General features: G+C 64.7%; 13 protein-coding genes. 10 read left to right on the forward strand and 3 right to left on the reverse strand.

All coding sequences use genetic code 11. The features are described 5' to 3' along the window. Positions 1 to 135: a hypothetical protein gene (locus GH660_RS18095; RefSeq protein ID WP_255478647.1), complete on the reverse strand. Its 135-nt coding sequence runs from the start codon at positions 133 to 135 to the stop codon at positions 1 to 3. Between the two features lie 129 nt (positions 136 to 264). On the opposite strand from GH660_RS18095, the gene urtA reads away from it, so the two are divergent. Further along, the gene (urtA, locus tag GH660_RS01100) at positions 265 to 1,527 is read left to right on the forward strand and encodes an urea ABC transporter substrate-binding protein (protein WP_194266192.1); all 1,263 of its coding nucleotides are present in this window, start codon (positions 265 to 267) and stop codon (positions 1,525 to 1,527) included. An 81-nt stretch (positions 1,528 to 1,608) separates the two neighbouring features. Here the strand turns inward: urtA and trmA are convergent, their stop codons facing one another. Both trmA and GH660_RS01110 read right to left on the reverse strand, forming a co-directional pair. Beyond that, on the reverse strand, positions 1,609 to 2,697 hold the full coding sequence (gene trmA / locus GH660_RS01105) for a tRNA (uridine(54)-C5)-methyltransferase TrmA (protein WP_153144730.1): 1,089 nt from the start codon (positions 2,695 to 2,697) through the stop codon (positions 1,609 to 1,611). A gap of 666 nt (positions 2,698 to 3,363) precedes the next feature. Further along, on the reverse strand, positions 3,364 to 3,720 hold the full coding sequence (locus tag GH660_RS01110; protein ID WP_153144731.1) for a hypothetical protein: 357 nt from the start codon (positions 3,718 to 3,720) through the stop codon (positions 3,364 to 3,366). Positions 3,721 to 3,978: 258 nt separating this feature from the next. Between GH660_RS01110 and urtB the strand changes: the two genes are divergently transcribed. From urtB to ureC, 9 genes are all read left to right on the forward strand, one after another. Then, positions 3,979 to 5,556, forward strand: a complete 1,578-nt coding sequence (gene urtB, locus GH660_RS01115) for an urea ABC transporter permease subunit UrtB (RefSeq protein WP_153144732.1) — start codon at positions 3,979 to 3,981, stop codon at positions 5,554 to 5,556. Between the two features lie 9 nt (positions 5,557 to 5,565). After that, entirely contained in the window at positions 5,566 to 6,681 is a 1,116-nt protein-coding gene (gene urtC, locus GH660_RS01120) for an urea ABC transporter permease subunit UrtC (RefSeq protein ID WP_153144733.1), read from the forward strand. After that, positions 6,678 to 7,514: an urea ABC transporter ATP-binding protein UrtD gene (urtD, locus tag GH660_RS01125; RefSeq protein WP_153144734.1), complete on the forward strand. Its 837-nt coding sequence runs from the start codon at positions 6,678 to 6,680 to the stop codon at positions 7,512 to 7,514. Before urtC ends, urtD begins: the two co-directional genes overlap by 4 nt. A gap of 590 nt (positions 7,515 to 8,104) precedes the next feature. Then, positions 8,105 to 8,797 (forward strand): urea ABC transporter ATP-binding subunit UrtE, encoded by a 693-nt coding sequence (urtE, locus tag GH660_RS01130; RefSeq protein ID WP_153144735.1) that lies wholly within the window; start codon positions 8,105 to 8,107, stop codon positions 8,795 to 8,797. A 40-nt stretch (positions 8,798 to 8,837) separates the two neighbouring features. After that, positions 8,838 to 9,866 carry a polysaccharide pyruvyl transferase family protein gene (locus GH660_RS01135; RefSeq protein WP_194266193.1) on the forward strand — a complete coding sequence of 343 codons (1,029 nt, stop codon included), beginning with the start codon at positions 8,838 to 8,840 and terminating at the stop codon, positions 9,864 to 9,866. A 60-nt stretch (positions 9,867 to 9,926) separates the two neighbouring features. Continuing rightward, positions 9,927 to 10,793, forward strand: coding sequence for an urease accessory protein UreD (locus GH660_RS01140; protein WP_153144737.1), 867 nt, complete (start codon positions 9,927 to 9,929; stop codon positions 10,791 to 10,793). 9 nt (positions 10,794 to 10,802) lie between these two features. Beyond that, on the forward strand, positions 10,803 to 11,105 hold the full coding sequence (gene ureA / locus GH660_RS01145) for an urease subunit gamma (RefSeq protein ID WP_153144738.1): 303 nt from the start codon (positions 10,803 to 10,805) through the stop codon (positions 11,103 to 11,105). A 9-nt stretch (positions 11,106 to 11,114) separates the two neighbouring features. After that, complete coding sequence (locus GH660_RS01150) at positions 11,115 to 11,420, forward strand: urease subunit beta (protein WP_153144739.1); 306 nt, start codon at positions 11,115 to 11,117, stop codon at positions 11,418 to 11,420. Beyond that, the gene (gene ureC, locus GH660_RS01155; protein WP_153144740.1) at positions 11,420 to 13,126 is read left to right on the forward strand and encodes an urease subunit alpha; all 1,707 of its coding nucleotides are present in this window, start codon (positions 11,420 to 11,422) and stop codon (positions 13,124 to 13,126) included. The genes GH660_RS01150 and ureC overlap by 1 nt, the downstream gene beginning before the upstream one ends. Positions 13,127 to 13,128 lie beyond the last annotated feature (2 nt).

Consider the following 13,128-nt stretch of genomic DNA (forward strand, 5'->3'; position numbering starts at 1 on the left):
TCAGCCCAGCCTCTTCGGGAAAACCGGAAACGCCCCTGAAAACGGTGTCGACCGCAACATCCGGCGCGCCCCGCCGCAGGCGTCGGCCAGCCGCCAGGGCAAGCGGTTCCTGTTGTCGATATGGAGGTCGAACATGGTTTTCTCCGCGAAGCGAATCCCTACGCAATCTAACGTATTTCTCGCGGCGCCGGCGATCCGTAATCTGACATTGCACTGCAACAACGCAGTTTCCGAACGGATCACCCCAACCCCCGAGGAGCTTCCATGAGCAATCGTCGCAATTTCATCAAGGCCACCGTCCTGGCCGCCGCGCTGTCTTCCATCGGCATGGCCGCCCACGCCGCCGACACCATCAAGGTCGGCATCCTGCATTCGCTGTCCGGCACCATGGCCATCTCCGAAACGGCGCTCAAGGAAACGGCGCTGATGACCATCGACGAGATCAACAAGTCCGGCGGCGTGATGGGCAAGAAGCTCGAGCCGGTCGTCGTCGATCCCGCCTCCAACTGGCCGCTGTTCGCCGAAAAGGCCCGCCAGCTGCTGAGCAAGGACAAGGTCGACGTCGTCTTCGGCTGCTGGACCTCGGTGTCCCGCAAGTCCGTGCTGCCGGTGTTCAAGGAGTTGAACGGCCTGCTCTTCTACCCGGTCCAGTACGAAGGCGAGGAACTCGAGAAGAACGTCTTCTACACCGGCGCCGCCCCCAACCAGCAGGCGATCCCGGCCGTCGAATACCTGATGTCCAAGGACGGCGGCGAGGCCAAGCGCTTCGTGCTGCTCGGCACCGACTACGTCTATCCGCGCACCACCAACAAGATCCTGCGCGCCTTCCTGAAGTCCAAGGGCGTCGCCGAAGCCGACATCATGGAAGAGTACACGCCGTTCGGCCACAGCGATTACCAGACCATCATCGCCAAGATCAAGAAGTTCGCTTCCGAAGGCAAGAAGACCGCCGTCGTCTCGACCATCAACGGCGACTCCAACGTACCCTTCTACAAGGAACTGGGCAACGCCGGCCTCAAGGCCACCGACGTGCCGGTCGTCGCCTTCTCGGTCGGCGAGGAGGAACTGCGCGGCGTCGATACCAAGCCACTGGTCGGCCACCTGGCCGCGTGGAACTACTTCATGTCGCTCAAGAACCCGCAGAACGAGAAGTTCGTCAAGATGTACAAGGACTGGGCGGCCAAGAACAAGTTGCCGAACGCCAAAACGGTCGTCACCAACGACCCGATGGAAGCCACCTACGTCGGCATCCACATGTGGAAGCAGGCGGTCGAGAAGGCCAAGTCCACCGAGGTCGACAAGGTCATCGCCGCGATGGGTGGCCAGAGCTTCGCCGCGCCGTCCGGCTACACGCTCAAGATGGACGAAACCAACCACCACCTGTGGAAGCCGGTCTTCATCGGCGAAATCAAGGCCGACGGTCAGTTCAACGTGGTCTGGAAATCCAAGGGTCCGATCCGCGCCCAGCCGTGGAGCCCCTTCATCGCCGGCAACGAGAACAAGAAGGACGCGCCGGAAGGCAAGTGATCGGCACCGACGGTCAGTCGCCAGTAACGGGAGCTTCGGCTCCCGTTTTTCATTGCCGCGCCCGGCGGCGGCGAGTCGCCTTCAGCGCCGGGTCAGCAACAGCCCGCATTCCAGATGGTGCGTGTAGGGAAACTGGTCGAACACCGCGGCAGCGCTCACCGCGTGGGTAGCCTGCAGCGCGGCGACGTTTTCCCGCAGGGTTTGCGGGTTGCACGAGATGTACAGGATGTGGTCGAAGCCGGCGGCGAATTCGAGGGTCGTCGCATCCAGCCCGCTACGCGGCGGATCGACGAAAAGGGTCGAGAAACGGAAGCCGGCGAGATCGATATCCTTCATGCGCTTGAGCACCGTGCGGCCGGCCAGGGCATCGGCAATCTCCTCGCTGGAAGCGCGCACCAGCGCCACGTTGTCGACGTTGTTGGCAGCCAGGTTGTATTCAGCGGCGCGCACCGACGTCTTGCTGACCTCGGTGGCCAGCACGCGCCCGAAGAGGGGCGCCAGCGCTATCGTGAAATTGCCGTTGCCGCAATACAGTTCGAGCAGGTCGCCGCCCAGGCCGGCGGCCCGCGCACAGGCCCAGCCCAGCATCTGCCGGTTCACCCCGCCATTGGGCTGGGTGAAGCTCCCTTCGATCTGCTGGTAGCGCAGCCGACGCCCGTTCAGCTCGAATTCCTCCAACAGCCAGTCACGGTCCAGCACCACCTTCTGGCCGCGGCTGCGTCCGATCACCTGCACCTGCAGATCGCTCGCCAGGTCGCGGGCCGCCAGTTCCCAGCCCTCCCCGAGCCGCCGATGGTAAACCAGCGTGACCATCAGCTCGCCGCTCAGCGTGGCGAGGAATTCAACCTGGAACAGGCCGCCGCGCAGGGTCTGGCTGCCGCGCAGGCGCGCCTTCAGGCGCGGCATCAGCGCGCAGATCGACGCCGCCGCGATCGGAAAATCCTCGACCATCACCGGCTGCTTGGGGTTTTCCGGATCGAACATCGCGTAATCCAGTTCGTCGCCCTGATGCCAGATGCGGAACTCGGCACGCAGGCGGTAGTGCTCGGGGGCGGAGGAAAATACCTCCGGTTCGGGAATGGCGAACGGCGCGAAATCGCACTTGAACTGTTCGACCTTCCCGGCGAGTTGGGTGGCGTAATTGGTGGAATCGATACGGGGCAATGGCATGGTCGTAGCGGCGGCAGTCTGGCTCGCGGGTGGCAATCCTGAACCTTGTGTGTTGGTAAATCGGGCGAGGGCGGAATATACGCCGGTCTGCCGTTTTACTGGCGATTCACGCGGCAAATTGCCGAACGTAAAGAGAACCCCGGAAACCCCGACACCGCTACTACGCAGACTCTTAAGGCTGAGGCAAAGCCAGATTGTAGCGCCTCTGTAAATCGCCACCCGAGGTGTCGAGGCATGGCCCGCTGTGGTCACCACCACCTCCACCTCCCGAGGCTACAAAAACGCCCCCGGAAACGCATTGCATAGTTTCAAAAATCGGTTGTGTAACGATACCTCGCGAGTCAAATGGAACAACGAGTCTGGAAGACTTTTGCCCCCCGGCGTCAATTGCACCTACCCCACCACCCCCACCAAAAATTAGTACTACACCGCCCAAATAATATTGTTCGCTATACGAGACCCAGGACTCATCGACAGCGACAGCGTCCGGTTCGCCTAAACACATGAGCACATCTTCACGTGTGCTTAGCCCCGGCTTAATGGAATCCGGAATGCCTTCAGGAAGGTTGCATCGAGTTCCGCGCGCCCCTGGCGGAATCGGTATCACGCACCCGTCGACCAGTACGGTAACCAAGGCCAATATTGCCAAACGGTTATTGAAGGAGATCACTTTTTGGGAAGCTCGCTTCGATACTCTTCATTGATTCTCACCAGATTGAAGCGCGACAAAACTCCTCGCTCGTCAAAAGCCAGGACCAGGCTGAACTTTCCGGTCAGTCCCCTGCTGCCATCGTTTTTTCGAATGAAGTATCCGGCTTGATCCTCGTCGAGCCTGTAAATCAGAATCCGCCCGCTCTCGAATGTTGCGTTCGGTTCAGCGAGATGCAAAAAAACGTCCTGGCGCGTCGTTACACCGTTCTGAAGAAAATTCAGCAGTTTCTTGTCGCCGATAGGCGCACTCGCGCAACTGGCTAACAAAACCACCGTTGCCACGGTCGACAGGATGTTTTTTATCCGCTTCATTCCCTTAATCACCTTGTTCAAATAAAACATCTGCATCTTTTTTCAAATTAGCAAACGCCATGAAAAACACAATTCGAATACGCAGCAAAGATGGATGCAACGAAATGTGGATACCAGCCTGCCGATGAGCATTGGTCCGAGGATTTGAAGTAGCCGCGCAACTGCCTTCGCGCCCAGCTACGCAATTCATCGTATTCCCGCCTCCCGGCCCGCCCCGTAATCTGTCGCTGCACTGCACAAATTGCGGACGGACCCTTAATGACCAAAACGATTCTTGTATTTCTGCTCTACGCCTGTAGCCTGTCGGCGCAGGCGGCGCTCGATGCGGCGCAGGTGCGCCAGCTGGCGGCCGAGGATTCCAGCGACAAGGTCGCGGCGATCCGCCAGCTGACGCAGACGGCGGACCCCGACGCCGTGCGCGTCCTGCAGGCGATGGCCGATGACAGCCTGTATCTGGCGGGCGGCAAGGCGGTGATCATCGACGGCGATAAGGCCTTCGATGCCGCTACCGGCGCCGCGATCAGAGTGCCGGCCGATGCGGAGTCGGTTACGGTCAACAACCGGATTCGTGGCGAATTGGCCAATGCGCTGGCGGCGCTCAAGCTGTTCGACGCCGATGCCGGCGTCCGCCTCGCCTCGGCGCAGAAACTGCAGAGCAGCGTCAGCCCGGAGATGGCGCCGCTGCTGGCGCAGGCGCTGGAAAAGGAGGGCGATGCGCAGATCAGGGCGCTGCTCACGGTCGCCCACGCCCAGGCCAACCTCGGCAACGACGACCCGGCGGCGCGCATGGCAGCGGTCAAGGCCCTCTCTGAAACCTCCTCGCCGACGATCAAGAGCCTGTTGCTGCCACTCACCGACAAGGCCGGCGAGCCGGACGATAAGGTGCGCTACGAGGCGATCGCCGCGGTCAAGGCGATCGACGGCCGGCTGGCGCTGGCCGAGAACCTCGGCCGCGTGTTCTCCGGCCTCTCGCTCGGCAGCATCCTGCTGCTCGCCGCGCTCGGGCTGGCCATCACCTACGGCGTCATGGGCATCATCAACATGGCGCACGGCGAGCTGCTGATGGTCGGCGCCTACGCCGCCTACGGCATGCAGAGCCTGTTCCGCGCCTACCTGCCGGACTGGATCGACTGGTACCTGCCGGCCGCCATCCCGGTCGCCTTCTTCGCCGCCGCGCTGGTCGGCGTCGTCATGGAGCGCACGGTGATCCGCTGGCTGTACGGCCGCACGCTGGAAACCCTGCTCGCCACCTGGGGCATCTCGCTGGTGCTGATCCAGAGCGCCCGCGTGCTGTTCGGCGCGCAGAACGTCGAGGTCTCGAACCCGACCTGGATGTCCGGCGGCATCGAGCTGCTGCCCAACCTGGTCCTGCCGTGGAACCGCATCATCATCGTCGGCTTCGCGCTGTTCGTGCTGACCCTGGTCTGGGTGCTGATGAACCGGACGCGGCTCGGCATGTTCGTCCGCGCCGTCACCCAGAACCGCCCGATGGCCGGCTGCGTCGGCGTGCCGACGGCGCGCATCGACACCCTGGCCTTCGCGCTCGGCGCCGGCATCGCCGGGCTGGGCGGCGTGGCGCTGTCGCAGATTTCCAACGTCGGCCCCGACATGGGCCAGGGCTACATCGTCGATTCCTTCATGGTCGTCGTCGTCGGCGGCGTCGGGCAACTGGCCGGCGCGGTGTGGGCGGCGCTCGGCCTGGGCATCCTCAGCAAGCTGCTGGAGGGCTGGGCCGGTGCGGTGATCGCCAAGATCAGCATCCTCGTCTGCATCATCATCTTCATCCAGAAGCGTCCGCAGGGCATCTTCGCCCTCAAGGGCCGCTTCGTCGAGTAAGGCCGAATCATGCGCAGACCTCTCACCCTCCGCATCATCGACTCCCTGGACGGCAAGGCCTGGCTGGCGCTCGGCGTCTTCCTCGCCCTCGCGCTGGTCGCCGTCCCGGTGCTGCACCTGGCGGTGCCGGAAGACAGCGCCTTCCACGTTTCCACCTACGTCATCACGCTGATCGGCAAGATCATGTGCTACGCGCTGGTGGCGGTGGCGATGGACCTGATCTGGGGCTACGGCGGCATCCTGTCGCTCGGCCACGGACTCTTCTTCGCGCTCGGCGGCTACGCCTTCGGCATGTACCTGATGCGCCAGATCGGCCGCGACGGCAGCTACCAGAGCGACCTGCCGGACTTCATGGTCTTCCTCGACTGGAAGGAACTGCCGTGGTTCTGGAGCGGCAGCGACAGCTTTCTGTGGGTGGCGATCCTGGTCGTCGTCGTGCCCGCCATTGTCGCTTTCATCTTCGGCTATTTCGCCTTCCGCTCGCGGATCAAGGGAGTCTATTTTTCGATCATCACCCAGGCGCTGACCTACGCCGCGATGCTGCTCTTCTTCCGCAACGAAACCGGCTTCGGCGGCAACAACGGCTTCACCGACTTCAAGCGCGTCCTCGGCTACACCGTCACCTCGCCGGAAACGCGGCTGGTGCTGTTCGGGTTGACCGCGCTGCTGCTCGCCGCGACGCTGGTCTTCGCTGCCTGGCTGGTCAAGTCGAAGTTCGGCCGCGTGCTCGCCGCGATCCGCGACGCCGAATCGCGCGTCATGTTCATCGGCTACAACCCGCTCTGGTACAAGCTGTTCATCTGGGTCGTCTCGGCCGTGCTGTGCGGCATCGCTGGCGCGCTCTACGTGCCGCAGGTCGGGATCATCAATCCCTCCGAAATGAGCCCGGCCAACTCGATCGAGATCGCCATCTGGGTCGCCGTCGGCGGGCGCGGCACGCTGATCGGCCCGGTCATCGGCGCCTTCGTCGTCAATCTCGCCAAGAGCTGGTTCACCGTCAGCTTTCCCGAATACTGGCTGTTCTTCCTCGGCCTGCTGTTCATCGTCGTGACGCTGATGCTGCCGCAAGGCCTGGTCGGCCTGTGGAAGAAACTGACGACCCGCAAGGAAGGAGCCGCCGCATGATGAGCACCCTCAACCGCGCCCCCGACGACCGCCCGGAAGGCAGCGACGGCATCGACCAGCTGGGCCACCTGGCGACCGGCGAACTCGACCTCTCGCACGGCGTCGCCCTCTACCTCGAAGACATCACCGTCAGCTTCGACGGCTTCAAGGCGCTCAACAACCTCAACCTCGAAATCGACGCCGGCGAACTGCGCTGCATCATCGGCCCCAATGGCGCCGGCAAGACGACGATGATGGATGTCATCACCGGCAAGACGCGGCCCGACAGCGGCAAGGCCTTCTTCGGCCAGACCATCGACCTGACCCGGCTGAGCGAACCGGAAATCGCCCACGTCGGCATCGGCCGCAAGTTCCAGAAGCCGACCATCTTCGAACAGCACACAGTGTTCGAGAACCTCGAACTGGCGATGAAGACCGACAAGCGGGTGTGGAAGAGCCTCTTCGCCTGGCTGGCCGACGACGAGCGCGACCGCATCGCCGAAACCCTGCGCCTGATCCGCCTCGCCGGCGAAGCCGACCGCCCGGCCGGCCTGCTCTCGCACGGCCAGAAGCAGTGGCTGGAAATCGGCATGCTGTTGATGCAGGAACCGAAGCTGCTGCTGCTCGACGAACCGGTCGCCGGGATGACCGACGACGAGACGATGCGGACGGCGGAGCTCTTCGTTTCGCTGGCCGGAAAGCATTCGCTGGTGGTGGTCGAGCACGACATGGCGTTTGTCGAGAAACTCGGCGGGCTGGTGACCGTGCTGCACGAGGGGTCGGTGCTGGCGGAGGGGGATCTGGCGACCGTGCAGAACGATCAAAGGGTGATTGAGGTTTATCTTGGGCGGTGATTGCTTTTCTCAAGCCTTGGTTTCCGCGCCTGACGCGCGGGCGTACTTTTTCTTGTGTGGCCAAGAAAAAGTAGCCAAAAAGAAGGCCACCCCAGGGTCGGCGTCGGGCTACGCCCGATCCCTTGCGCTACTCGACGGGCCGGGCGGCTGGCTAAACTCGCCTTCGGCTCAGACAACGCCAGCCGACTTCCCCCGGCCCGCCTGCGTTGCTCAGCGCCTCTCAAGGGGCCCGAAAGACGTCTCGGCTCACCCACCAAGACAAAGAATGGCCTGTTGCGGTCGACGGCCAAAAAGGGGCAAAAATCAAATTCGCTGCGACACCGATTCAGCACGGGTCGGTTTTCCGGGCCCCTTGGGAGGTGCCGAGCAACGCAGGCTTGGGCGGAAAAAGGGCGAGCACTGTCTGAGGGGCTTTAGCCCCGAGTTGCGCAGCCCCCGCACAAGGCGAGTAGCGCAGGGTACCGGCGCAGCCGGCACCGACCCAGGGTCGCCTTCTTCTTTGCTTACTTTCTTCTTGGCGACCCAAGAAGAAAGTAAGACGCGCGTCAGGCGCGGAACCCGGCGCTAAACGCAAAAAAGGATTATCGAGAATGCTCAAAATCGACAACCTCCACCAAGCCTACGGCGGCTCCCACATCCTCCGTGGCCTCTCCTTCGAAGTCAAAACCGGCGAAGTCACCACCCTCCTCGGTCGCAACGGCGTCGGCAAGACGACACTGCTCAAGTCGCTGATGGGCCTGGTGAAAACGAAATCCGGCAGCATCACCTTCGACGGCCAGGACATCACCCACCTGCCCCCGCACGAGCGGGTGAAGGCCGGCATCGGCTACGTGCCGCAGGGCCGCGAGATCTTCCCGCGCCTGACGGTCGAGGAGAACCTGCTGATGGGGCTGGCCACCAAACCCGGCAGCACGAAGATTCCGCCGCGCATCTTCGAAATGTTCCCGGTCCTCAAGCAGATGATGCACCGCCGCGGCGGCGACCTCTCCGGTGGCCAGCAGCAGCAGCTCGCCATCGGCCGCGCGCTGGCGATGGGGCCGAAGTTGCTGATCCTCGACGAGCCGACCGAGGGCATCCAGCCATCGATCATCAAGGACATCGAACGCGCCATCCGCACGCTCGCCGAAACCGGCGAAATGGCCATCCTGCTCGTCGAGCAGTACTACGACTTCGCCGAATCGCTGGCCGACCAGTACCTGCTGATGGAACGCGGCGAGTTCATCATGCGCGGCCGCGGCGAAACGATGCCGCAGGATGGGGTGCGCGAGGCGCTGGCGGTGTAGCGGAAACCCGGCGGGGCGGCGCTGGGCTAGACTTGGCGCGATGAACCAGCCTGCCGCCATGAAAGCCGGATTAGCTGCCCCACCCGGCCCGCCGCCGCTCTTTTTCGGCGCCTTCGACCGTCACAACTTCGGCGACATCCTGCTCGGCCACATGGCCATCCACGACGCGGGGGTCGCCGCGCCGCGCTGCGCCGGGCTGGCGGAATGCGATCTCAGCGCCTGCGGCGGTTTTCGCGTGACGCCGGTCGACGCCATCACGACGCCGGTGACGCTGATCCACGTCGGCGGCGAACTGCTCGACTGCGATGCCGCGGAAGCGGCCTGGATGCTCGGCGACAGCGCCCTGCGCTGGCCGCGACGGGCGCCCTACGTGATTGCGCGCAATCGCCTGCCGGCCGGCTCGCGCACGGTCTTCCGGGCGCTCGGCGGGGTCGGTCTGGCGCGCCGGGGCAAGGCGTTTCGCGACGAAGTGCTGGACGCCCTGCGGCAGGCGGATGCGCTCGGCGTCCGCGATCGGGTGACGCAGGAATTCCTGGCGGGCGAAGGCATCGCGGCAGTGCTCGAACCCGACCCCGTGTCGCGGATCGCCGCGGCCTTCGGGGCCCGCATTGCGCCCGCAGCGCCGGTGAACGCCCCCTATCTCGCGGTCCAGTTCGCGGCCGAATTCGGCGACGACCGCAGCCTCGCCGCCATCGCCCGCGGTCTCGAACGCAGCGCCCTGCCCGTCGTGCTGTTCCGGGCCGGGGCGGCGCCCTGGCACGACGACCTGGCGGTCTATGCCCGGCTCGCGCAGCGCCTGCGGGTACCGGTATCGCTCTTCGAATCGCTCGACGTCTGGCGGATCGCGGGACTGATTTCCGGCAGCCGGGGTTTCGTCGGCAGCAGCCTGCACGCGCGTATCGTTGCCGCCGCTTTCGGGCGCCCCTGCCTGAGTCTGGAGCGTACCGCGGGATCGGGGGCGAAGCTCCACGCCTACCTCGACACCTGGCTACCGGACACGGCCGTCTGGTCGCCGGAAGGCTTCGCCGATGCCGACGCGGCGTTGCTCCTTCCCCTTGGCGCAGGCTGAATCGACGATTGCGCATTCCTGCGTATTCACCGCCTGCCGGGCTTGCCCGATAATCCGCCCATGAATTCGCGCCTTCCCATCGTCGCGCCCGAGCTTGCAGCGAACTGGCACGCCGAGTTGCGCCTCGGTTTCGCCCGCGACGGCGCGCGCACGGTGCTGCGCGACAACCGCCATCGCGGCCCGTTGCGCGTGCAGAAGGCGCTTTACCCGGAAGGCGAGGCGGTGTGCCAGGCCATCGTGCTTCACCCCCCGTCCGGCATTGCCGGCGGCGACCACCTGGCGATCGAGGTCGACGTCGCAGCCGGCGCCCGCGCCCAGTTGACGACGCCGGGCGCCGGGAAGTGGTACCGCAGCGCCGGGGCGGAGGCCTCGCAAACGCTCACCCTGACCGTCGCCGAAGGCGCCACGCTGGAATGGCTGCCGCAGGAAAGCATCGTTTTCGACGGCGCCCGGGCGCGCATGGAAACACGCGTGGCGCTCGCCGCCGACAGCCGTTTCATCGGCTGGGACATTCTCTGCCTGGGCCGCGCCGCGGCCGGCGAACGCTTCGCCAACGGCCGTTTTAACCTGTTTTGCCGGGTTGACCGCAACCGGCGCCCGATCTGGATCGAACGCGGCGGCCTCGCCGGCAGCGACCCGCTGCTGACCAGCCCGGCCGGCTGGGCCGGCGCCACGGTGTGCGGCACGCTGCTGTGCACCTTCCCGGAACTGCCGCAGCAGGCCGCCGCCCTGCTCGAAGCCCTGCGCGCATTCGCCCCCGCCGACGGTGCCCGGCACGGCCTGACTGCCCTGCCCGGCATCCTCGTCGCCCGCTACCTCGGCGACAACAGCGAGGCCGCCCGTCTGTGGTTCGCCGAACTGTGGAAAATCCTGCGCCCGGCCTGCTGCGGCCGCCCGGCCGTCATCCCCCGAATCTGGAATACCTGAGGAGTCTTCATGGAACTGACACCGAGAGAGAAGGACAAACTGCTCATCTTCACCGCCGGCCTGCTCGCCGAGCGGCGCAAGGCCCGGGGCCTGAAGCTCAACTACCCGGAAGCGGTGGCGCTGATCACCTGCGCGATCATGGAAGGGGCCCGCGAAGGCCGGACGGTGGCCGAACTGATGCACGCCGGCACGCAAGTCCTGACGCGCGCCGACGTGATGGACGGCATCGCCGAGCTGATCCCGGAAATCCAGGTCGAAGCCACCTTCCCGGATGGCACCAAGCTGGTCACGGTCCATAACCCCATCGTCTGAGGCGCTGACATGATCCCCGGAGAACTCCTCGCCGAACCCGGCGAACTCGAACTGAACGTCGGCCGGCCGACCATCACGCTGGTCGTGGCCAACACCGGCGACCGGCCGATCCAGGTCGGCTCGCACTATCACTTTTACGAGACCAACGCCGGCCTGAGCTTCGACCGCGAAGCTGCGCGCGGTTACCGCCTCGACATCGCCGCCGGCACCGCCGTGCGCTTCGAGCCGGGCCAGACGCGCACTGTGCAGCTGGTGGCGCTGGCCGGCGAACGCAAGGTCTATGGTTTCCGTGGTTTGGTACAAGGAGCGCTCTGATGGCCAATAAAATCACCCGTCAAGCCTATGCCGAGATGTTCGGCCCGACCACCGGCGACCGCCTGCGCCTGGCCGATACCCAGCTGATCATCGAGGTCGAGAAGGACTACACGATCTACGGCGAGGAAGTGAAATTCGGCGGCGGCAAGGTCATCCGCGACGGCATGGGCCAGAGCCAGCGCGTCTCGGCGGAAACCGTCGACACCGTGATCACCAATGCGCTGATCGTCGATGCGGTGACCGGCATCGTCAAGGCCGACATCGGCTTGAAGGACGGCCGTATCGCCGCCATCGGCAAGGCCGGCAACCCGGACATCCAGCCCGGCGTGGACATCATCGTCGGCCCCGGCACCGAAGTCATTGCCGGCGAAGGCATGATCGTCACCGCCGGCGGCATCGACAGCCACATCCATTTCATCTGCCCGCAGCAGATCGAGGAAGCGCTAAACTCCGGCGTCACCACCATGATCGGCGGCGGCACCGGCCCGGCGACCGGCACCTATGCCACGACCTGCACACCCGGCCCGTGGCACATCCACCGCATGCTCGAAGCGGCCGAGGCCTTCCCGATGAATCTCGGCTTCCTCGGCAAGGGCAACGCCAGCCTGCCGGAAGCCCTGCGCGAGCAGGTCGAGGCCGGCGTGATCGGCCTCAAGCTGCACGAGGACTGGGGTACGACGCCGGCCGCCATCGACTGCTGTTTGAGCGTCGCCGACGAGATGGACGTGCAGGTCGCCATTCACACCGATACGCTCAACGAATCCGGCTTCGTCGAAGCGACCATCGGCGCCTTCAAGGGCCGCACCATCCACACCTTCCACACCGAAGGCGCCGGCGGCGGCCACGCGCCGGACATCATCAAGGCGACCGGTCTGCCGAACGTCCTGCCCAGCTCGACAAACCCGACCATGCCCTACACGGTAAACACCATCGACGAGCATCTCGACATGCTGATGGTCTGCCACCACCTCGACCCGAGCATCGCCGAGGACGTCGCCTTCGCCGAATCGCGCATCCGCCGCGAGACGATTGCAGCGGAAGACATCCTGCACGACATGGGCGTTTTCTCGATGATGTCGTCCGACTCGCAGGCCATGGGCCGGGTTGGCGAAGTCATCATCCGTACCTGGCAGGCTGCGCACAAGATGAAGCTGCAGCGGGGCTCTTTGCCCGAAGACAACGCCCGCAACGACAACTTCCGCGTCAAGCGCTACATCGCCAAGTACACGATCAACCCGGCGCTGACGCACGGCATCGCGCACACCGTCGGCTCCATCGAAGTCGGCAAGCTGGCCGACCTGGTGCTTTGGAAGCCGGCCTTCTTCGGCGTCAAGCCTTCGTTGATTTTGAAAGGCGGCATGATCGCCGCCGCCGCGATGGGCGACCCCAATGCCTCGATTCCGACGCCGCAGCCGGTGCACTACCGGCCGATGTTCGGCAGCTTCGGCAAGGCACTGAAGACCTCGGTGACTTTCGTCTCGCAAGCGGCGCTGAAGAATCCGGCCATGGCCGCGCTTGGCCTGAGCAAACCGCTGATCGCCGTTTCCGGCACGCGCACGCTGACCAAGGCCGACATGGTGCATAACGGCGCCACGCCCGAAATCACCGTCGATCCTGAAACCTACGTGGTCAAGGCCGACGGCGTGCATCTCGTCTGCGAACCGGCGACCGAATTGCCGCTGGCGCAACGTTACTTCCTGTTCTGAAG

The sequence above is a fragment of the Dechloromonas sp. H13 genome, assembly GCF_009469615.1.
Lineage (GTDB): Bacteria > Pseudomonadota > Gammaproteobacteria > Burkholderiales > Rhodocyclaceae > Azonexus.